This is a genomic window from Chryseobacterium sp. NRRL B-14798, assembly GCF_050470705.1.
GTDB classification, from domain to species: Bacteria; Bacteroidota; Bacteroidia; order Flavobacteriales; family Weeksellaceae; genus Chryseobacterium; species Chryseobacterium cupriresistens.
Genome location: NZ_JBFLUL010000005.1, coordinates 4732501 through 4755013, shown reverse-complemented (window position 1 = coordinate 4755013; position 22513 = coordinate 4732501). Strand labels below are relative to the sequence as shown.

Below are 22513 nucleotides of genomic sequence, written 5' to 3'. Positions count from 1 at the left end.
TGTTGAAATCATATTAAAGCTCCTTCGGGAGCTTTAATTGTTTATAAATCATGATTTTAGTTGGGGATTAGGAATAATTATCTATCTTTGCCGGAATTTGGTGAGCCGTAAAAAGCTCTTAAAAGGGAATCCGGTGAAAATCCGGGACAGACCCGCTGCTGTAAGCTCCACACCAAAGTTTTTGAAGAATATATCCACTGTTTTTTAATGGGAAGGATTTCAAAAATGGAGTAAGTCAGAAGACCTGCCAGACAATAATCGTTTGACGCTTTCGTGGAATAAAGCTTAGGACATCAATGATTCTGTGCAGTGACAGCTGTGCTTTGTCGTTGTATTCTTATACCCATTAGCGTCTTCATTACCCTAAATGAGCTAATGGCGGCAAAACTAACTACTTCTGCAATTCATAAAGCTGTTTTCACAATATTAGTGTTAACATCTCAACTTGTGTTTTCCCAAACTAAGAAAAAAGACAGTCTTCAGGAAGAGACCATTAAAGGAATCAATCTTTATAAAAAGAATTTTAAAGAAATCCTTCCGGCACAAACGCTGCAGGGAGAACAGCTGGAAAGACTGAACAGTCATTCCGTTGCAGATGCACTGCGGTATTTTTCAGGCGTTCAGATTAAAGACTACGGCGGATTGGGTGGTTTGAAAACCATTAATATCCGAAGTATGGGAAGCCAGCATGTAGGGGTTTTTTATGATGGAATTCAATTAGGAAATGCTCAAAACGGACTGGTAGATCTGGGAAGGTACTCTTTGGATGATCTGGAAGAAATATCGTTGTATAACGGACAGAAAAGTGAAATTTTTCAGCCAGCAAAGGACTTTGGCTCTTCGGGGTCTATCTATTTACAGCCTAAAACACCCGTATTTAAAGGAAATAGAAAAACCAATTTGGTGATAAGAGCAAAAAGTGCATCTATTGATCTCTTTAATCCTTCATTCCGGTTGGAACAGAAGATTTCAGACAAGGTTTCTGCCAGCTTCAGTGGCGAATTTATGCAGAGTGACGGAATTTACAGATTTCGGTATGCGAAGAAATACCCTGATGGGCAACAGGCCTATGATACCATTGCAAAAAGACAGGACTCAGATATCAAAGCAAAACGTTTTGAAACTTCTCTCAACGGAACTTTAAATAACGGAAGCTGGAATATCCGTGGCTACGGTTATATTTCAAACCGCGGAATGCCGGCACCCATTGTTAACGGGCGCTTTGAAGGAAGAGGAGCGAGACTTTCCGATGAGAATTATTTTGTACAGGCTAATCTGAGAAAAAAACTGTTCCCGAAATTTGAAACACAGCTTAAGGCAAAATTTGCCTACGATTATACCCATTTCATGGACACAGTTCGTTCGCAGTCTATTATTTATACCGATAACACCTATATCCAAAGGGAACTTTATCTTTCCTCTTCCAATATTTACTCAATCACTCCCAATTGGGATGTCAGCCTGAGTGGAGATTTTCAGTACAATAATCTGGACGCGAATCTGGATAACTTTTCTTATCCTACCCGCTACACTACATTGGTAGCATTGGCAACAACCTATCAGTGGAACAGATTCAAAATTATGGGAAGCCTTTTAGGAACCTTTACTTTTGAAGAAGTAAGAAAAAATAAAAGACCGGGAGATGCCAGAGAGTGGACACCTGCGGTGTTTATGAGCTATCAGCCGGAAAAAATTCCGGAGCTTACTCTAAGGGCTTTCTATAAAAGAATTTTCAGACTTCCAACCTTCAATGATTTGTATTATACCAATATCGGAAATACCTACCTGAAACCGGAATTCACCAATCAATATGATGTAGGATTTACTTATCAGAAGAATTATAACAACCGTTTCTTTAAAACATTTTATGCTAAAGTAGACGGTTACTACAATAAAGTACAGGATAAAATTGTGGCAGCTCCGAACGGAAGCATGTTCCGCTGGCTGATGATGAACCTTGGATTGGTTGAAATCATTGGTGCAGATGTGAATGTGCAGACAGAACTTCAATGGGGAAAAGTTACTCTTAGACCGTTGCTTTCCTACACTTATCAAAGTGCAAGAGACATGAGTGATCCTGAAGATACTTTTTACCGCAATCAGATCCCTTATACCCCATGGCATAGTGGATCTTTCAGTCTTATGGCGGATTATAAAGACTGGAGTTTCAATTACAGTGCAATGTACGTAGGAGAAAGATATGACGTGAATCAGGATAACATTCAATACAATTATGTGCAGCCCTGGTATACTCACGATTTGTCTGTTCAGAAAAAATTCAACTGGGCGAATCATCAGTTTAAAATAAGCCTTGAGATGAATAATATTTTCAATCAATACTATGATGTTGTCCTCAATTATCCGATGCCTGGAAGAAACTTTAAACTTATTCTAAACTTCACCCTATGAGAAAACTAAACTTTTATTTTTTATTTCTTGTATTAGCTTTTCTTACTTCATGCCGTACAGATGAAATTATTGTCCGCCAGGAAGTGGTAGAAGGGCTTCCTTCAGAAAATACAGCAATAAAAGGCTTCTATATGCTTAATGAAGGGAATATGGGGAGTAATAAATGTACCCTTGATTTTTTTGATTACACCAAAGGAACCTATTACCGGAATATCTACGCAGAAATCAATCCCAATGTCGTAAAAGAGTTGGGGGATGTAGGAAATGATATCAAAGTTTATGGAAGCAAGCTCTATATCGTAGTCAATGTTTCCAATAAAATTGAAGTGCTGGATGCTAAAACGGCTAAACGTATTACTTCTATTCCATTACAAAACTGCCGATACCTTGCTTTCAAAAACGGAAAAGCTTATGCCAGCAGCTACGCCGGACCTGTAGCGATTAACCCGAAAGCACCGAAGGGGAAAGTAGTGGAAATTGATACGGCTTCTCTTTCCATCCAGCGTGAGGTAGTGGTAGGATATCAGCCCGAAGAAATAGAAATTGTGGGAAATACCTTATTTGTTGCCAATTCCGGAGGATATAAAGCTCCCGATTATGACAATACTGTTTCGGTAATTGATCTGAATACTTTTACCGAACTCAAAAAAATAAATGTTGCCATCAATCTTCATCACATTAAAAAAGATAATTACGGTGATCTCTATGTAACCTCAAGAGGAGATTATTATAATGTTCCTTCCAGTCTTTATCTCATAGATGCAGCCACGGGAACAGTCAAGAAAGATTTTCATCTCTCCGTGAGTGAAATGACAATCGTAAATGATAAACTCTATTTCTATGGAAATGAATTCAACTACAATACCCACAGCTATAAAAAGACATTTGGAATCATTGATGTAAAAACAGAACAGATCATAGCCAACAGAATTTTTGACAAAGAATATGAAGATGCCATTAAAACCCCTTACGGCATTGCCGTAAACCCAATCACAGAAGATATCTACATGACAGATGCCAGAAATTATGTATCCATGGGATTTGTGTATTGCTTTGATAAAAACGGACACTTTAAATGGAAAACGGAAGGCGGAAATATCCCTGCCCACTTCGCTTTTTTATATAAATAACCAACCTTAAGACATGAACAGAAATACCTTTACTTATTTAAAAACCGGGCTTTTATCCTTTTTCCTTTTAGGAGCGATTGCCTGTAAACATGATGATGAAAATGAATTTACATTTAATGGACTTGATGATTCCTATACTATTGAACGTTTAAAGGTTTTGAGTATTCCTACCAATGCTTCAGGATCGGTTACATGGAGTATTAATGACTCTATTATCTCTCAGAATTCAGAACTTGAATTCATCAGTCCTACTGCAGATGCTTATCCTTTGACTTTAAAGATCAGGAATAAAGGAAACGAGCAGGTTTTTCATTCTAAAATAATTGTAACCAAGGAAAAAACACCTTATACCAGATACATTTCCAAAGTACTGGAGTTCCGTCCTGCCGTAGGGCAGTTTATGAACGAAATTCCGGAATATCTACCAGGAAATACTACCGCGAATATGCTTCAGAAAGCCAATGAATCTTTGGTGGGAGGTAATTCGACCATGATCAGCCTGGGAGGATATGGAGGATATGTAGTGTTCGGTTTTGATCATACGATTCCCAATCTGAATGGACGTGATTTTAAAGTACTGGGAAATGCATTCTTTGGAAATGATGCTGCGGATCAACGTTCAGGATCTTGCGAACCGGGAATTATTATGGTTGCCTACGACAGAAATAAAAATGGAAAGCCGGATAATGATGAATGGTACGAAATTGCAGGCAGTGAATATTTTAAAAATGCTACCGTAAAAGATTACAGCATAACTTATTTTAAGCCTGACGAAAATAAAACACCTGTAGCCGGAACTGAATTCTGGCAGACCGATGTGGAATATATCAAGTGGAGTGACAACCTCGGAAATCAGGGGTTTAAAACAAAAAATACATTTCACGTACAAAGTTACTATCCCTTATGGTTTACCGAGAGTTCTTACGGCTTTTCGGGAACAAGACTCGCCAATAATTTTTATGATCAGAACGGTGACGGATCCTATTGGGTAGGAAAATCATATGAGTTCGGATATGCAGACAATGCTCCGAATAATGATGAAGCCTCCAATATCGATATTTCCTGGGCGGTAGACAGAAGTGGGAAATACGTGAAACTTCCGGGAGTAGACTTTATGAAAATATATACGGGAGTTAATCAGGAAGCAGGATGGCTGGGAGAAGTTTCTACAGAAGTGGCAGGAGCTTACGATTTACATTTCAAATAATAATACAATCTATTTAAATTAATAAAAAATGAAAAAGTTTTATCTTTTTATGATGCTTTTTCTGTTCGCATGCGTATCGAATGCACAGATAAAAGTTCAGGGCGTACCCAGAAATGATATTTCAGGGATCAGCAAGCTTAATACCACTACCATCAGTTTTGCTGATATTCAGTATTGGGTAGGGTCGGGAACCAATCAGGCTGCTTTTGTAGTACAGTGGAACGACGGTAAAAATCCTGATGCGATGGTTTGGGGATTCAAATGGAACGGAAGTGCTACCGGAGAAGACATGCTGAAAGCTATTGCTAAAGCAGACCACAGATTATATACGTTGCTTTATCAGGGAACACAATTTGGATCAGCAGTCGGAGGGATTGGATTTGATCTGAACGGTCAGGGGACCAATGCCCTGATCAAAAGCGGAAATACCACTTATCCGTTATATCCGGTCAATGGTTTTGTGAATACAACTGCTTATGATTTCGACAGCTACACCATTGTAGATGCTGCGAACGATCACTGGCAGTCAGGTTGGACCGTGAACGGATATTGGGCGTACTGGGTAAAGAATCCGACGGATGCAGATTTCGGATATTCCAGTGTTGGAGCTTCCTCACGTGCATTGCAAAATGGTTCCTGGGATGTATGGAATTTCAATGTAGGATTTAATGAAACACCTGTTTCTTCTACCATGACTCCGGTTTCTCCATATGTAGCTTCTACAAACTATACCAACGGATATTTTATGGTGAACGAAGAATGGTTTGGTCATACCAACGGTTCTGTAAACTTCATTGATAATAACGGCCAGATCAATTACCGTGTGTACAGTAATGCCAATAATAATCAGGCTTTCGGGGCAACGACACAGTACGGAACAATTTATGGTGATAAATTTTACTTCGTATCAAAGCAGGCTGCTGATGGGGGAGATACTCAATATACTCCGGGAGGAAGATTGGTTGTAGCCAATGCACAGACCATGCAGAAAATTGCTGGTTTTAATAACATCGGAGGCGGTGATGGTAGGTCATTTGTAGGAGTAAACGAACATAAAGGTTATATCGGTACTTCTACCGGTATAGTTCTTTTTAATATTGATAATTTACAGGTTGGTAATTTAATTACCGGAACAGGTGGAAATGGGCAGATCGGAAATATGATCCGTACTTCACAATATGTTTTTGCCGTAAAACAGGGAGTAGGAATTTTAGTGATTAATCCTAATACCGATACGATAGTGAGTACTATTGCAGGAGGGTTCTACTCGGTGGTTCAGGCTAAAGACGGAAGTGTATGGGGAATTCAGGACCAGAAGCTGATCAGCATTAATCCTACCACTTTTGCAACACAGATCTACAATATCCCAACTACAAAGTATATCGGAGACTGGGGCGCATGGAATGCCGGAAGATTCACAGCAAGTAACAAAGAAAATGCTTTATATTGGATCAATTCAATAAGCAGCTGGAGCTCAGGAACACAGATTGTGAGATTTGATGTTACAACGAAAACATTTAACGAAAACTTTGCTGCAATTCCAGGACAAACAGGTCAGTTTAAACAAATTCCGTACGGAGCGGCTCTTCGTGTAAACCCTGTTACCGGAGAGTTGGTTCTGAATACCACAGAAAGCGGATATGGAGCACACTACCAGAAAAACTGGGTTCATACCTACGATATGACCGGGACCCTTATCAATACAAAAACTCTGAACGACTACTATTGGTTCCCTTCGCTGACGGTATTTACCAATAACTCAGTTCCTGTTGTAAGTAATGTTTTCCCTTCACAGGTTACTGCAGGAAACACAACGACAATTGATCTGAAATCAATAGTTTCTGATGCCGATAATATGACGGTATCTGTTGTAAAAACTGTAAAATCAAACAGCAATCCTACCACGGTCTCTGCTGTAATTAATAATAATGATGAGCTGGTTCTGACACCGCTTGTTTCAGGTATATCTGATATTGTGATCAGCTTTAACTCAAACGGTAAATTGATTGAAAAAACACTTACAGTAAACAGTACTGCTTCAACATTAGCAACTGCTGAGGTTAAGAAGCTTGAGTTTGGCATCTATCCAAATCCTGTAACAGATATTCTTACGATTAAAACGCAGGAGAAAATTCAGAATGTTTCTCTTTACGATGCTTCAGGCAGAGTAATCAATGTACAGCTGAACAATGGTCAGATTAATGTAAGTGCACTTCCAAAGGGTATTTATATTGTAAAAGCAGTAACCGATAAAGCGGTATATCAGCAGAAATTAATCAAAAACTAATACTATTGCAGATAGTAATCTTGTTATTTTAACCCCTGATCAATTTTGGTCAGGGGTTTTTATTGACCAATCAATAGGGGATGATATAAAAAACCCGGCAAGCTTTTAAAGCTTGCCGGGTTCATTCTGTTGTATATCTTCTTTATTTGATAATCACTTTTTTAGAGTATGTTTTTCCTTCTTTTGTCTGAAGTTTCATAATATATACCCCTTGTGGCTGTTTGGTATCAAAAGTATTTGATGTCAGCTTGGAACGGAATACTTCTTTCCCTGAAGTATTGGTTAAAGTAACTTCGGAACCTTCTGCAGAAACATTTTTGTCAAGAGTGAACTGCCCATCCTGGCTGTGAGCCATGAAATTGATGAAAGGATCTTTGTACTGGTAAGCATAGTATACTCTAAGCTCTCCACCGATATTCAATAATCCGGAATTCACATTTATTTTAATGCGGTCAAAAGGGATGTTCATCGTCATCTCTATTTCCCCTTTGCTTGGATCTCCGCTTCCAAGAGTGATCAGTTTTGTGGCAAGACTTGTGTAATCGTTATTGGAAACATCTCCATTAAATGTTTCAATAGATACCCCGCCCAATAGCTGTGCAGATAGAGGAGTTCCGTTTGAACCTATCGCAAGAACAAGTTTATTGGTATTGTTCGCAATATTGGTAGTTGGGAAAATCAATGTCTGTTCTGTTCTTGCAAGAAGCCCCACTGAAACCTGTAGAGTAGAATAGTCATTCTCGTTGCTCCCTACAGCATTCTGAGGATTCAATACACCACAACCCAGGCATACTCCTAGCACCTGATTGGTCTGGCTGCTTGCGTAGGTTTTTACGATCTGAGCAAAAGACATTGTGCTGGTTAAAAATAGGAATGATGCCAAAACTGCAGCTTTCATCGTGCGTTGGCTCAATAATAAATAAGTTTTCATATGTAGAAAATTTTGGATTTTAGTTTTTTTTGTAAATTTATAAATAAAATAATTATGTTGTTTATTTTATTTCATAATTATGTGATTTGTTAATAATTTATTGATATTTGCAATTAATGATTTATTATTATTTAATGGGGTGAATGCTTGTAGTTGCTTGAAAATGAATGTAAAAAATATGGCAAGCTTGAAAAAAGTATACTGCATTTATTCTGTAATCAATTAAATTATTTGATTACAATTTTTTTGGAATAGATTTTACCTTCTTTCGTTTGTACATTCATGATATAAACACCTTCCGGCTGTTTCGGCTCAAATGTATTTGAGGTCAGCTTGGAACGGAATACTTCCTTTCCTGAAGTATTGTACAGGATAACTTCGGAACCTTCTACAGGAACATTTCCACCAAGAGTAATCTGTCCGTTCTGACTGTGAGCCATGATATTCATCAATGGATCCTGGTAAGCATAATAAACTCTGAAACCACCGCCAAGGCTTAGAACACCGCCTGTTAATCCGATTCTTATCCCATCATAAGGCTTTGTAGGTTTGAATTCTATTGTACCTCTGTTTGGGGTTGCGCCCAGTTTAAGAAGGCTTACATCAATTGTTCTCCGATCATCATTGGATGTACCTCCATTCATTGTTTCAAGCGTTACTCCGCTTAACAACTGTACAGATAATGGTATGTTGTCTGTTCCGATTCCTACTACCAGCCTTGTGTCAGATCTTAGGTCAGGGAAAATCAGGGTTTGCTGAATTCCTCCCAACAGAGCTGTTCCCAATACCATTGTTGAGTAGTCATCTTCGTTATCTCCTACGGCATTAAGGGGATTATCGATATGACATCCCAGGCAGGCTACTCCGAATACTCCGGAGCTTTGTGCGTGTGCATAAATTCTGTTTTGTGCCAAGGACATTGTGCTGGTAGAAAATAAAAATAAAGCTATCAATCCGGCCTTTAAAGAGGATCGGCTTCCCGAAAATAAATTGAATTTCATGTTATATTTTTTAAAAATGAATAGTTTTATTCAAATGTAAGGATTAATGGAAGAAGTAAAAAAAAATATTTCCATAAATGGTGATATTTTTGATGAAATTTAATATGACTCCATCATTGGGAATGAAAATAATGTACAAATCTTACCAGTGAGATGTTTTTGTTTGATGTATTATTGTTTCAGTTGGATAAAGCCAGGTGCGGTTGAAAGCTTAAATCTGTTAATCTTGTTGAAAAGAAATTACCGGAATCCTGTATATAGAAATAAAAAAAGGACTTTCGAAAAAGTCCTTTTGTAGCCCGTAGGGGAATCGAACCCCTCTTACCAGAATGAAAATCTGAGGTCCTAACCGATAGACGAACGGGCCCTCTATCTTCCATTACCGAAGTAATGTGTTAGCTTTTGTTTTTATAAGTGTCAACTCTTATTGTAGCCCGTAGGGGAATCGAACCCCTCTTACCAGAATGAAAATCTGAGGTCCTAACCGATAGACGAACGGGCCGGTTAGATTTATTTTAATATAGCTTTTTCTACAGTAATCTTTATAAAACCACCGTTGTTACAGTGGTCTTATAAGATGTAAGTAGCCCGTAGGGGAATCGAACCCCTCTTACCAGAATGAAAATCTGAGGTCCTAACCGATAGACGAACGGGCCAGCTATATTGTTACGCTAATTTATTAACGTGCTTTGTTAATTTGCTTTTCAAGTTAGCTGCTTTGTTTTTGTGGATAATGTTTTTCTTAGCTAATTTATCCAATAAAGCGATAACTTTTGGCAATTGTTCTGTAGCAGCAGCTTTGTTCTCTTCATTTCTTAAAGCTTTTAAAGCTGTTCTAGCAGTCTTGTGGTAATATCTGTTACGAAGTCTTCTAGTTTCGTTTTGTCTGATTCTCTTTAGTGCTGATTTATGATTTGCCATATCGTTTAAATGTGAGTGCAAAACTATAAACTTTTTTTTAAACTACCAAATTTATTTTTAAAAATTTTAATTTTCTTCTGATAGGTACTTTCTGAGTTTATTTATTGCCTGTTCTATTTTTAAATTTTCTTGTTCTTTCTCTAATTTTTTGATCGTATTTCCCAGCATGATCAGTGCATTATTCCATTCTCCAGTGGTATTGGTGAAAGTAAGTTCATCAATTGTTACTTCAAAAGCAACCCTTTCTCCAGTCCTGTAAAGCCTGAAACTGATTTTATCATCTCTGCCTGTAATCCCGCCTTCATTGATTTGTAAATCGTAACTTTTTGGGTTAGAGTGGATTTTCTTAAAAAGCAATTTCGCTTCTTGTATTTTTAAATCCGGCATGATATAAAATTTGATGGTCTGCAGAAAACTGCAAACAATGATTTATCAATAATATTTTTCATCAGTGTTACCCTATTGGTAGAACCAACTATGGATAAATTTTTTGCAAATATAATGCTTTTGTGACATATAACATATAGGGATTGCTTTTTTCAAATAATTCTTAATACAAATATTGCTAATAGCAATATTATGAGGTGAAGTCTCAAGTAAAATAAATATAATACGTCAGGTTCTGTCGTTACCCGAATCTACATTTGGCTCATAGTAAATTCAAATGATATGATACAAAGATTAAATTACGTCTTGAGCAGAGACATTGACAGCCCTTATGGAAAAAACAGTGTGTTTTTTGAAACATTTGTTGTTCCTCCCGAAGATTTCGATAAAATCCCCGAAACTAAAGTAACAGATCGCATAAAATATACTTTCATACTATGTAAGAGTGGTGTTGAAGTGTTTGATAGGTACGAAAAAGAGGGTGTAGAAGAGAAACAATTTAAAGTTTTCTATGAAGAAGATGACCCTAAAAAAAGTAACTTTTTTGGCACAGCCTGTCGGGTAAAAATGGGAAAAGATGCCAAAAACTTCTTTAACAGAATTTATAGTAATAATCAAAATACCACATATGTAACTCCAACAGAATCAATAACTGTAAGTGGGTTTGACAATCTTGTTAGAGAGCTTGCTGATGATAAAAAGATAAACGAAACTCTTTTGAAAGGTGCAATCTATTTAGAAATTGCAGAACAAACCCAATTGAACGAAGCCTTTAAAAAGGTATTTTCTTTAAATAATCAATTGGCTGATTGGCTTAGAGGAGGTATTGAAACTGTTGAAACTTGGAAATTCACGGAAGAAAATTATGATTACGAGAAGTATTTTGTATTACCGATGTACAGTACTTATCAAAATAAAGTAGGTACAAGCGGATTTCAAAAACAAGAAGCAAAATATAAGCCCATCATTCCTGTTCCTATTTCTGCCAGAGAATACAAAACTATGCAGAATGCTTCTGAAATAGCAAGTGAAGGATTTAACAAGCTCAAAGACTTTGTAGATTATTTTGATGAAATTTCCCTGGCAATAGTTTCAACTGTTGTTAAAGCAACCCCAACAATAGCGGACGATATTTTCTTTGCTGTAGTCTTCTATTTAAAGAATTTCATAGAAGATAATATCCCTGAAAGCATTAAAAATATATATAATAAACTCAAATCATTCTTTAAGGATGTCTTAGATGTCATTTCTGGGATTGGAGCGTTTATAGGAGAAAAAATCAATCAGGAAGTAGCAAAAATTAATGCTTTTTTATGTGGATTACTTAACGGTCTTATCTCATTGGCTCAAACAGTAATTATGTTATTAGCTATGATTACTGACAATCTTCCATTTTTAAATATGGAGAAATTAAGCCCTGTAGAGCTTACAAAACATCAAGAAAAGTTAGAGTTTATTGAAGATTTTGTAGATTTATTTGCTGAAAACTCAAAAGAGTTTCTTAGTGGAATTAAAAATATTTTTAGCAATGGTAAAATTTGGAAAGAAATTTCACAATTCACTGACATGCTAAAAAAGAAATTTTCAGAACTTAATGACTACTTTTGGGCATACTTTGTAGGTGCTATTGCTTTTGAGCTTATTTTGGATGCTATCATCACCTATTTTACAGGAGGCGCATCTCTTGCTGGAAAAATCTCTGAGAAGATAGCACAGGCAGCAGGTAAAATTGGTAGAGTATCTCAAAAATCAGCAAAATTAGGAAAAGCGATAAATTTTTCTAAAAACATAGATAAGAAAATTGGTAATTCATTGGCAGATCTGTGGAAATGGTTAAAAAAGGAATTTTTAGAGTTAATAGAAGCCATAAAAAGTGGGAATTTAGCTCATTATTTGAAGAAAAAATTTTATGAATTAACAGATGATGTGGAAGGTTTGCGTAAATTGGCTTTTGGAAGATGGCTCAGTAAATTTGACAAAGGTTTTTTCAATCATTTAGATGGAGAATTTAATACAAGTTTGCTTGAGCGTATACAACCCTCTGGGTTTAAATATCTTGATGAGTTTTTGGTTTCACAAGGTGGGCACAGAGGTTCAGCTATTCTTGACGGAATTATTGATGTAGAGAAAGTAATAGAACCTGAAGGAATTTATTCTATGGCACAATTAGCAGATGATGTTCCTTTTAAGGCTAAAATCAGTATAAAATACAAAGATGGCTATTTAGTGAAAAATGCAGAATCTTCTATGTTCCCTAAAAATTGGGATCTTAAAAGAATACAAGAGGAAATAGCGTATGTATATGAAAATACGGTAGCTAAAGGGCTTAATAAAAAAATAAAAGCACCTACTGACTTATTTGATAAGTACGAGGGTTCAACTTCAGTAGGATTTAAAATTAGAATAGAAGTTGACAATACGGGTAAAATCATGAATGCTTATCCAATTATTTAAAAATAAAAGAAAATGAAATATAAATTTTACATTGAAGTAATAGAAGATATAGTTACTTTTGGAATAATGCCTGAAGAAGAAAAATATAATGTTTTGTTTAGGTTCGGAGATTCGGGTTGGACTCCACAAAAAATTCAAAAATTAATTGAAGGTGTGGAACACAGCAAAAATAAAGAACCTGACGAATCCTATGACTGGCAAAACGAGGATATTTTCTTCCGAAGTAATAAATATGGGGTTTTCTTCGTAGACCTCATGAAACAGAGGGCAGGTGAAAAATCTAAAAAGCAGGATTTAGATTTAGAACATGATGTTTTTATTAAGTTTTTACAAGACTTTAAAAAATTTGTAGAGGAAAATAGTTGATAAATTTGAGTAATAACAAGAAATTTTTAGTTTACTCTTAACATAAAGAGATTGTCTTAATCAAAGGCAGTCTCTTTTTGGTTTCCAAAATTTATAAATCTTGAAGTTTTCAAGTTGTAAATAACAAAAGTTAAAGAAAGTAAAGGAAAATTTTAGCGAACAAAAAAGATTTTCGAAATTCGCCTTGTACAAAGCGTGTATGAGCGTTCTTTTAAAATTCGTGGAGATTCCGTTGAATTTTGGAATAAAAAAATCCCTGAACCTTATATTGGTCAGGGATTGATTGATGTAGTTTTGTAGCCTATAGGGGAATCGAACCCCTGTTGCAAGAATGAAAATCTTGAGTCCTGACCACTAGACGAATAGGCCAAATTTTGAGGTTGCAAAAGTAGGAATTAACTTTTAAACTTCAAAATTATTTTTTTTGATTTATCTGTAGACCTTTTGTATCACCGTATTTTTGATACCTTTAGCTTCAAGTTCCTTCTGAAGTTTTACAGCATCTTCCAATGTGTATACTTTTCCATACGTGTAGTAGAATACACCGTTGTCCTTATTTCGTTCCACATCTTTTAAATTTTGTAGGATATAAGAATTTCCGTTCAGTTTATCACCTGCATACACTTCAATCGTATAATACCCCATATTGATTCTCTGGTTAGGCATAAATCCAACAGCAAACGCATTTCTGAAGCCGGCATCCTTCGCTGTTTTAAGGTTAATATCTTTTACCGATGCCATATTGGTGACAGCATAGTAATACTTGTACTGTCCGTTTTCTTTAAGCGTAAGAATATAGTTCAGGCCTTTCAGGGCAGGATCATTTTCATTGTATTTCGTAGGAGAACTCATTAATAGAATTCTGAAATCATTTTTCAAAGGAACCTCTGCAGGTTTTTCCGGTTCTGGCTTTCTTGTTGCAATAGAACCACCGGATTTTCTGTCAATCGCCTTTTTATAATCAATTATGGCATTGTAGATACTTTCTGCAATTTCAGTCTGCCCTTTATCTGAAGCGATGTAGTGACTTTCTTCAGGGTGATTGATGAACCCGGTTTCTATCAGTACAGATGGCATGGCATTCATACGGAGAACGTGAAGGTTTTTCTGAAATACACCTCTTGAAGATCTTTTATCTTTATTCACAAAGTTATCTTCTACCAATCCTCCCAAAAGAAGACTTGATTCCAGATATTTACTTTGCTGAAGTTTCAGGGCAATTAATGATTCCGGTGAGTCCGGATTATAAGAACCAAAGATCTGCTTATCTTTTTCATCCAGGAAAATTACGTCATTTTCTCTTTTGGCTACTTCCAGGTTTTCATTATTCTGGTTGGGTCCCTGCACATATGTTTCTGTTCCATATGCTGTAGGTCTCTGGGATGAGTTACAGTGAATGGATATAAAAAGGTCTGCTTTGCTTCTGTTGGCCAGATTGGTTCTGTCAGACAGAGACGGATACTCGTCTATTTTACGGGTATAAATTACCTTAAAATCTCTGTTTTTTTCTAACATGGCACCTACTTTTAATGTAATGGCAAGTGTAATGTCTTTTTCTGCGATTCTTCCGATGTCGGAATAGGTCCTGTTGGCTCCATGATCACTTCCTCCGTGTCCAGCATCCAGAACGATAGTAAACTTCTTCTGGGAGAAAATAAAGTTGCTGATAAGGATAAGGAGAAATGATAAAATTATTTTAAAATTTTGTTTGTGCATCTTACAGTTATAAAAATTATATTAATTTTGGGCCTTAATTATATAGTATAAAATTGGCCAAAACCGTCTTCAAAAATATATTACAAATTTTAATTATCCTAATTTTTAACAATTTTTTAGCACAGAAAACTCCTGAAAAATTGCCTAAAAATGCGGTTAATGATACTATTTCCAAAAAGGATACCATAGTTGTAAAAAAAGAAACCCTCAATGATGTTCTCCGTACAAAAGCGGATGATCAGAGAAGAGACGTTCCGAAAAAAATGACATTCCTGAACAAAAATGCTCAGGTAAAGTATCAGGATATGCAGATTGATGCAGATTATATCTCTATTGATGATAATAAAAATCTGATCTATGCAAGAGGAAAACAAGACTCTTTGGGCAAGATTGTGGAGCCTGTAATCACTACGCAGGCCGGAAAAAAATACGAAACCAACGAATTCAGCTATAATACAAAAACAAAACAGGCCATTGCCTTCAATGCAAGAACAGAAGAAAGTGAAGGGGTAATTATAGCACAGAAAACCAAAAAATATAATGATTCCGTATTTGCAATGAGAAAAGCAGATTATACAACGGATGATTATTTTATCAAGAAAAAAGATACGGCAGCGGATTATTTTATGAGAGCTTATAATATTAAGCTGATTAAAACCAAAACAAAATCCCAAATCGTGACAGGTCCTATTCAGATGTTTATCGAACAGGTTCCTACACCGCTTTATCTTCCATTCGCTATTTTACCATTCTCAGATAAAAGAGCTGCGGGTATTCTGATTCCAAGTTTCGGGGAAAGAGAAGATGTAGGTTTCTTCCTGAACGGAATTGGATATTATCAACCGATCGGAGAACACTTTGACCTTAAGGTTTTAGCAGATATTTATACAAAAGGAAGCTGGAATCTACGCCCACAAGTGAATTACCAGAAGAAATACCGTTACTCCGGAAACTTTACGGCCGATATCGGTACAATGGTGAGAGGAATCAAAGGTCTGGACGATTATACTAAAAACAGTACCTACAGAATCAACTGGACACACTCGCAGGATTCCAAAGCCAATCCTTTCCTTACATTCAGTGCTTCTGTTGATATTGTAAGTACCAAGTTTTATAACAACCCGCTTAACAACAATTACATTTTCAACCAGAATGTATTGAATACTCAGCAAAACTCTACGGTAACCCTTACCAAAAGATTCCTGAAACTGCCGATGACGATTACAGGAACTGCTTCATATTCCCAGAACTTTGCGACAGGATTGGCAGACCTTCGTCTTCCGCAGATGAACGTGGCCATCAACCAGTTTTATTTATTTAAATCAAGAACAGGAATCAGACAGGGATTGCTTGAAAATATTACAGTGAATACCGGTTTCAACCTTACCAATTTCGTGAATACTCAGGAAAATGAGTTGTTTAAAAAAGAAATGTGGGATAAAATGCAGACCGGCCTTAAAAATAATATCGCATTGGCTACCAATACAACTTTGGCGAAATATTTTACTTTCAGTTTAAGTGCGAATATTGACAATGCCCTGACAACAAAAACACTGAACAGGTATTATGATCCGGTAAAGAATGTAACTGTTGATGAAATCAATAAAAACTTTACAGGATACTCTACTTTCTCTACTTCTGCCAGTCTTCAGACCACACTTTTCGGGATGATGAAATTCAAAAAAGGATCTGCTGTGGAAGCCGTAAGACATATGATGACCCCGAGTGTAAGCTTTACTTATTCCCCGGATTTTTCAAGTCCTAATTTCGGATATTACAGAAACTATTATAATGCAAACGGAGCGTTGACGCCATATTCTATTTTTGAAAAAGGAATTATCGGAAGCCCGTCAAGCGGTATGCAGGGAGCTTTGGGTTTTAATATCGGTAACAATATCGAGATGAAAGTAAAATCTAAGAGTGATTCTACAGGGGTGAAGAAAATCAAAATTTTTGAATCTTTAAACCTTGCAGGAAGCTACAACTTTGCCGCTAAAGATCACCCTTGGTCTGTGTTCTCCATCAACGGACAGTCTTCATTTTTCAATAATAAGTTAACGGTAAATACCAGTCTTGCACTGGAACCTTATAAAATTGAGTTTTTACCGGGACAGGATACCGGAATAAGAACAGAGCAGTTCGGACACTTCAGTGTACAGGGATTCAATGTTCAGTTATCATATCCTTTAAGCAGCGAGATCTTTGGAGAAAAAACAGATTATGCCAAAAAATATTCCTCGAAGGGAGAAATCCGAAATGAAAATTATTATTTTGATGATGATCATTATGCTCACTTTGATCAGGCCTGGACTTTAAATGTCAGCGCCAATTACGCTTATTCCAAAGGATTAAGCAGATTTGGTAATAAAATTGCATCCATTGGATTGGATGGTAGCATCAAACTGACTCCATACTGGAATATCAACGGAAGTACCCATTATGATATGGTGACCAAAGAATTGGCATATACAAGAATTGGTTTTTCAAGAGATCAGCGAAGCTTTACGATCAATTTCAACTGGGTTCCTTTCGGACAATATAAAGTGTATGACTTCTTTATCGGTATCAAAGCCAATATTTTAAGTGATGCCTTGAAGTACAAAGACAGAAGCTTTACCCAGCCTAATGCACCTTTCTAATATCAGATTGGCATTTGAAAATATAAATTTTATATTTGCAGGCAGAATAAATTCTAATGAAATCACTGTTGGCAGAATTCAAAGACCAACGAATATTGCAGATAGTGATTGCTTATGACCCTTAGAAAAAAATTAAATATCCGCATATGAAACAAATAATCAACACAGTTAATGCACCTGCAGCGATCGGGCCTTATTCACAAGCTAATATGGCCAACGGAGTTTTGTATATCTCCGGACAGATTCCTGTAGATCCTGCAACTGGTAAATTGGTAGAAGGTATTGAAAAGGAAACGCACCAGGTAATGAAAAACCTTGAAGCGATTCTTACTGAAGCCGGCATGACTTTCAAAAACGTTGTAAAAGCTACCATCTTCCTTAAAAGTATGGATGATTTTGCTGTAATGAATGATATCTATGCATCTTACTTAGATTCAGAAAGCTATCCAGCTCGTGAAACAGTACAGGTTTCATGTTTGCCTAAAAATGTGGATATCGAAATTTCTATGATTGCACATCAGGATTAATGAATTTTATAAGAAATACAGTTGCGGTTCTGATAGGTCTTGGTATTGCAGGGCTTATTATTACTCTTGGTATAAGGGCTTTTCCGCAATGGGTAACTTTTGAGGCTTTTGCTCCGTTTGAGCACTGGCAAAGGTTTCTTTTCAGTATGAAAGATGATAAGGCGTTTTTCGGCTTCCTTTTATTTATTTCCGGATTAGGAACTACTATTGGGGGAGTGGCAACCGCTATCATTGTTAAATATGCTAAAGTAGCCTATGCTATTCTGATTGGCTTTATTATGCTTTTTATTGCCATGTTGGATGTTATTATTTTTCCCTATCATCCTACGTTTTATAAGATCTCCATTTTCCTTACGTTCTTTCCGTTTTCCTGGATTGGAGGGAAGATTGTAGAAGTGATCTATGAAAGAAATAAAAAGAAAAGTATCGCTGACAAAATGAATAAGTCTAAATAAATAATAAAAAAAACGCTGCAGATTCTGCAGCGTTTTTTGTTGAAAAGAGTTAGTAGATTTCCGTATTAAACATATTTCAAAAAATAAAGAGGATAATCCAGCTCAAAGGTTTCATGGAAAATGGTAAATCCATTTTGTTGGTAGAAGGTTCTGTTTTCTAATGTTGTTGTTTCAACATATATGAGTTCGTTCTCATATTTACTCATAGATTCTTTTAAAAGTCTTGTTCCAATTCCTTTGCCCTGTTCACCAGGAACTACAGCTATTAACCATAAATGAACAAATTTTTCTTCCGGATGAAATTTTACTAAGAGTTTTTCTCGTTGTAAAACTTTAAAGATATTTTCAATTCCAATACAATTGAACAGCAATTTTATTTCAAGCCAGATTTTTTTTAAACTGATTTGGGATTTTTCTAAGTATAAAATGCATGCTTTGTGATCGTTGCTGAGAAATATGCTTCCATTTAGCAGTGATAAATCAAATTGAAATTCCATTAATGCTCTCAATCTCTTATATCTGTTGCCAGAATTCTTTATGACAAAATTGATAGAATTAGGAATAAGAACATTTATGAAAGACTGGCATAAAATAGTAACGACTTTTTCTCTATCCTCATAGGTAGCTTTTTTCATGCATTTTTGTTTTTTCAAATATATAAAAAATAGAAGTGTGTTAATCAGTGTTTTATATGGCTTGTGTTAGTTTCTGCATTGAGCTTAGTTAACTTTTTTTCAAAAAAAACCATTCTTAAGCAAGAATGGTTAACTTTTTAATGTGAAATCAAAAAAATTCAATTAAGGCATTTTGAATCCTTTCGTATAAATTCTTCCGTAATCATCTACGAATTTTACCTGTACATTCCCCTGATATTTCTCAAGGATTTTTTCTACATCTTTTTGTGAATTGACAGGTTTGCCGTTTACCTCGATGATGATATAGTTATCTACAATTCCGATTTTAGCCATTTCACTGCCCTCAGAAACGTTTTTAGCTACTACACCACTGTTCAGTCCATATTCTGTTTTGAAACGTTCCGTAAGAGGGTCAAATTCAGATCCGATTTTTTCTGTTACGCTAAGATCGGCTTTCGTTCTGGTTGAAGTTCCTCCTTTCTGGTCTCTAAGTGTTACCGAAGTAGTTCCTTCTTTACCATTTCTTGAGTAGGTTACCTGAACTTTGTCACCAGGACGCTTGCTTCCGATAGACATGGAAAGATCAGCAAAGTCTGTAATATCGTAGTTGTCTACTTTGGTGATAACGTCTCCTTTTTTCAATCCTGCATCTTCAGCACCACTGTTTTCACCAAATCCTGTAATATAGATTCCTGATCCTACTTTTAGATTTGTTTTAAACTGCTTGTTGTAAGATGCTACTAACTGATCATTTGAAAGATCTAAAGACTGAACTCCAAGGAATCCTCTCTGTACAATTCCGAATTTCTTGATATCCTCAACAATTTTTCTCGCCAGGTTAGAAGGAACGGCAAATCCGTATCCCTGGTAATATCCTGTGGTAGACTGAATCGCAGAATTGATCCCGATCAGTTCTCCATTGGTATTTACCAAAGCACCTCCTGAGTTACCCGGGTTAATAGCAGCATCCGTCTGGATGAAGCTTTCAATAGGATTAGCAGCTTTTCCCTGGCTTCCCAGGATTCCGATACCTCTTCCTTTAGCAGAAACAATACCTGCTGTTACCGTAGAGTTTAATCCTAATGGATTTCCTACTGCAAGAACCCATTGTCCTACATCAATATTGTCAGAATTCGCAAAATTCAGATAAGGAAGCCCTTTTTCTTCAATCTTTAATAAAGAGATATCTGTATTAGGGTCTGTTCCTACCAATGTTGCGATATATGATTTCTTGTTGCTTAGTACGACTTCCAGCTTATTAGCACCTGCTACCACGTGGTTGTTGGAAATGATATAACCGTCCGGAGAGATGATTACCCCTGAACCCATTCCCGATGGCATATTATCAGGAACCTGCTGCTTTTGTCTCTGCTGGCCTCTTCCCCCGAAAGGATCTCCGAAGAAAAAGTCAAACAAATCCTGCTCTGAAGCTCTGCTTGATGTTCTGCTTTGATAATTTTTAATAGTTACTACAGCGGGAACGGTTGTTTTAGCCGCCTTTACAAAATCATCACCTACTGCTCCCGTATTCATTCCTGCGAATGAAGTATTGGGTGCTGCTGTTGTGAAATAAGATTGATCTCCATTGTTGGAGCCGTGTCCGAAATATTGTAAAGCTCCAACGGTAGTAGCTCCGGAAAGGACTCCAACTACTGCAAATGGTAATAGTTTTTTTAAAGTACTCTTCATTGTATATCTTTCTTGTTTATTAATTAATTTTCTTTTTATGTTTTTGAGTAAACAAATTTAATGTTAAATAAGTAAGCAATTAGTATGCTATGTTTCAATTTTAACTAAAATTTAACGGCTATTATATGATTTTGTGCCTTATGTCATAATTGTTAATGCCACAGTTAACAAAACTTAAAAAAAAATTAAAGAAAATATGGCAGACTTATCATACATAGTGATCTGATTTTCATTGCTGGCAGGTTACTGATTATTGTTCGTGATTGGTGTTATAAATATACTTAATTCTAAAATGATTATCTTTGCAAAAATTTTTATTCTCACTTAAAACGTTTATAGCATGCAACTGTATAACACCTTAAGCGCAGAAGAAAGAGCTCAACTTATTGATGAAGCCGGTAAAGACCGTCTTACCTTGTCTTTCTATGCGTATGCCAAAATCGAAGACCCCAAAAAATTTCGCGACGAATTATTTATAGCCTGGAATGCATTGGACGCACTTGGCCGTATTTATGTTGCTACAGAAGGAATTAATGCTCAGATGAGTGTTCCTGCAGATCAGTTTGAGGCTTTTCGTGATACGCTCGAAGTTTATGACTTCATGAAAGGAATCCGTTTGAATGTAGCGGTAGACCAAGACAATTACTCATTTTTAAAATTAACCATAAAAGTCAGAAACAAAATTGTTGCTGACGGTTTGAATGACGAAACTTTTGATGTGACCAATAAAGGAATTCACTTAAAAGCTCAGGAATTCAATAATATGCTGGAAGATCCCAATACCATTGTTGTAGATTTCAGAAATCACTACGAAAGTGAAGTAGGGCATTTTGAAGGTGCCATTACTCCGGATGTGGAAAATTTCAGAGAAAGTTTACCCATCATCAATGAACAGCTACAGGATTTTAAAGAAGATAAAAACCTGTTGATGTACTGTACCGGAGGAATCCGTTGTGAAAAAGCCAGTGCTTACTTCAAACACCAAGGTTTCAAAAATGTTTATCAATTGGAAGGAGGTATCATTGAATATACACGGCAGATCAAAGAAGAAGGAATAAAAAGTAAATTCATTGGTAAAAACTTTGTATTTGACCACCGACTGGGGGAGAGAATTACAGATGATATTATTGCACAATGCCACCAGTGTGGAAAACCTTGTGATAATCATACCAATTGTGCCAATGATGCCTGTCATTTGTTGTTTATCCAATGCGACGACTGTAAAGCTGCGATGGAAAACTGCTGTTCTACGGAATGTCTGGAGACCATTCATTTGCCGTGGGATGAACAGGTGAAACTGAGAAAGGGATTACAGGTTGGAAATAAAGTATTCAGAAAAGGAAAATCAGATGCACTGAAATTTAAAAACTCAGGAGATTTAACTGATAAGCCTTTGGCAAAAGCAGAGACAAAAAATATCCGTCAAAAGATTGCTGTTAAAAAAGAATTGATTGGAAAGGCAGAACATTACTACTCAAAATCAAAGATTGCACAGTTTTTAATTGAACATAAGGATTTATCAGTGGGTGATAAAGTATTGATCTCAGGTCCTACAACGGGAGAGCAGGAAGTTACCATTACTGAAATCTATGCTAACGGAGGGCCTTGTGAAACGGCAAACATTGGAGATCAGATTACTTTTGCACTGCCATTCAGAGTTCGTTTGTCTGATAAATTGTACAGAATTGTGCAAAATGCATAATTTATAGCTGTCAATACAATTATTTCTGTTTTAACAACTTAATAATTCCAGACTTGA

At 36.3% G+C, this 22513-nt stretch carries 17 protein-coding genes, 4 tRNA genes and 1 riboswitch; of the genes, 10 read left to right on the top strand and 11 right to left on the bottom strand.

What is annotated here, in order from left to right; all coding sequences use genetic code 11:
- Positions 1-81 precede the first annotated feature (81 nt).
- Positions 82-266, top strand: a riboswitch (cobalamin riboswitch).
- Positions 267-375: 109 nt separating this feature from the next.
- Genes AB1278_RS21865 through AB1278_RS21850 form a run of 4 tightly spaced genes read left to right on the top strand, consistent with a single transcriptional unit; the run spans position 376 to position 7033 of the window.
- Entirely contained in the window at positions 376-2409 is a 2034-nt protein-coding gene (locus AB1278_RS21865) for a TonB-dependent receptor plug domain-containing protein (protein WP_429816992.1), read from the top strand.
- Positions 2406-3539 (top strand): YncE family protein, encoded by a 1134-nt coding sequence (locus AB1278_RS21860; protein WP_288443994.1) that lies wholly within the window; start codon positions 2406-2408, stop codon positions 3537-3539. Before AB1278_RS21865 ends, AB1278_RS21860 begins: the two co-directional genes overlap by 4 nt.
- 13 nt (positions 3540-3552) lie before the next feature.
- A complete protein-coding gene (locus tag AB1278_RS21855) occupies positions 3553-4746 on the top strand; it encodes a cell surface protein (protein ID WP_429816989.1) in 1194 nt (397 codons plus the stop codon).
- A gap of 28 nt (positions 4747-4774) precedes the next feature.
- Positions 4775-7033: a DUF5074 domain-containing protein gene (locus tag AB1278_RS21850; protein ID WP_343643713.1), complete on the top strand. Its 2259-nt coding sequence runs from the start codon at positions 4775-4777 to the stop codon at positions 7031-7033.
- A 142-nt stretch (positions 7034-7175) separates the two neighbouring features.
- Here the strand turns inward: AB1278_RS21850 and AB1278_RS21845 are convergent, their stop codons facing one another.
- The 7 genes from AB1278_RS21845 to AB1278_RS21815 all read right to left on the bottom strand — a co-directional run bounded on the left by AB1278_RS21845 (position 7176) and on the right by AB1278_RS21815 (position 10273).
- Positions 7176-7964: a T9SS type A sorting domain-containing protein gene (locus AB1278_RS21845; RefSeq protein ID WP_110008510.1), complete on the bottom strand. Its 789-nt coding sequence runs from the start codon at positions 7962-7964 to the stop codon at positions 7176-7178.
- Positions 7965-8191: 227 nt separating this feature from the next.
- A complete protein-coding gene (locus AB1278_RS21840; protein WP_202840901.1) occupies positions 8192-8965 on the bottom strand; it encodes a T9SS type A sorting domain-containing protein in 774 nt (257 codons plus the stop codon).
- 295 nt (positions 8966-9260) lie between these two features.
- Positions 9261-9332, bottom strand: a tRNA-Glu gene (locus tag AB1278_RS21835).
- 63 nt (positions 9333-9395) lie between these two features.
- Positions 9396-9467: transfer RNA gene (locus AB1278_RS21830), tRNA-Glu, on the bottom strand.
- Between the two features lie 82 nt (positions 9468-9549).
- Positions 9550-9621: transfer RNA gene (locus AB1278_RS21825), tRNA-Glu, on the bottom strand.
- A gap of 10 nt (positions 9622-9631) precedes the next feature.
- The gene (gene rpsT / locus AB1278_RS21820; RefSeq protein WP_002983073.1) at positions 9632-9886 is read right to left on the bottom strand and encodes a 30S ribosomal protein S20; all 255 of its coding nucleotides are present in this window, start codon (positions 9884-9886) and stop codon (positions 9632-9634) included.
- 66 nt (positions 9887-9952) lie between these two features.
- A complete protein-coding gene (locus tag AB1278_RS21815) occupies positions 9953-10273 on the bottom strand; it encodes a hypothetical protein (protein ID WP_105683297.1) in 321 nt (106 codons plus the stop codon).
- A 282-nt stretch (positions 10274-10555) separates the two neighbouring features.
- Between AB1278_RS21815 and AB1278_RS21810 the strand changes: the two genes are divergently transcribed.
- Positions 10556-12727 carry an EndoU domain-containing protein gene (locus tag AB1278_RS21810; RefSeq protein ID WP_429816984.1) on the top strand — a complete coding sequence of 724 codons (2172 nt, stop codon included), beginning with the start codon at positions 10556-10558 and terminating at the stop codon, positions 12725-12727.
- A 12-nt stretch (positions 12728-12739) separates the two neighbouring features.
- Complete coding sequence (locus AB1278_RS21805) at positions 12740-13093, top strand: hypothetical protein (protein ID WP_429816981.1); 354 nt, start codon at positions 12740-12742, stop codon at positions 13091-13093.
- A 297-nt stretch (positions 13094-13390) separates the two neighbouring features.
- Here the strand turns inward: AB1278_RS21805 and AB1278_RS21800 are convergent.
- Together AB1278_RS21800 and AB1278_RS21795 are read right to left on the bottom strand one after the other, a co-directional pair.
- Positions 13391-13462, bottom strand: a tRNA-Glu gene (locus AB1278_RS21800).
- 60 nt (positions 13463-13522) lie between these two features.
- The gene (locus AB1278_RS21795; RefSeq protein WP_411414253.1) at positions 13523-14809 is read right to left on the bottom strand and encodes an N-acetylmuramoyl-L-alanine amidase family protein; all 1287 of its coding nucleotides are present in this window, start codon (positions 14807-14809) and stop codon (positions 13523-13525) included.
- A gap of 53 nt (positions 14810-14862) precedes the next feature.
- Between AB1278_RS21795 and AB1278_RS21790 the strand changes: the two genes are divergently transcribed.
- The 3 genes from AB1278_RS21790 (at position 14863) to AB1278_RS21780 (ending at position 18430) form a co-directional block, all read left to right on the top strand.
- Complete coding sequence (locus AB1278_RS21790) at positions 14863-17448, top strand: putative LPS assembly protein LptD (RefSeq protein ID WP_110008515.1); 2586 nt, start codon at positions 14863-14865, stop codon at positions 17446-17448.
- A 146-nt stretch (positions 17449-17594) separates the two neighbouring features.
- Positions 17595-17975, top strand: coding sequence for a RidA family protein (locus AB1278_RS21785; protein ID WP_034694591.1), 381 nt, complete (start codon positions 17595-17597; stop codon positions 17973-17975).
- Positions 17975-18430 carry a hypothetical protein gene (locus AB1278_RS21780; protein ID WP_110008516.1) on the top strand — a complete coding sequence of 152 codons (456 nt, stop codon included), beginning with the start codon at positions 17975-17977 and terminating at the stop codon, positions 18428-18430. The genes AB1278_RS21785 and AB1278_RS21780 overlap by 1 nt, the downstream gene beginning before the upstream one ends.
- A 65-nt stretch (positions 18431-18495) precedes the next feature.
- On the opposite strand, the gene AB1278_RS21775 is transcribed toward AB1278_RS21780, so the two are convergent.
- Both AB1278_RS21775 and AB1278_RS21770 read right to left on the bottom strand, forming a co-directional pair.
- Complete coding sequence (locus AB1278_RS21775; RefSeq protein WP_429816977.1) at positions 18496-19065, bottom strand: GNAT family N-acetyltransferase; 570 nt, start codon at positions 19063-19065, stop codon at positions 18496-18498.
- A 162-nt stretch (positions 19066-19227) separates the two neighbouring features.
- Entirely contained in the window at positions 19228-20754 is a 1527-nt protein-coding gene (locus AB1278_RS21770; protein ID WP_202840891.1) for a trypsin-like peptidase domain-containing protein, read from the bottom strand.
- A gap of 340 nt (positions 20755-21094) precedes the next feature.
- Here AB1278_RS21770 and AB1278_RS21765 point away from each other — a divergent pair, with 340 nt between their 5' ends.
- The gene (locus tag AB1278_RS21765) at positions 21095-22456 is read left to right on the top strand and encodes a rhodanese-related sulfurtransferase (RefSeq protein WP_120232570.1); all 1362 of its coding nucleotides are present in this window, start codon (positions 21095-21097) and stop codon (positions 22454-22456) included.
- Positions 22457-22513: the final 57 nt, after the last annotated feature.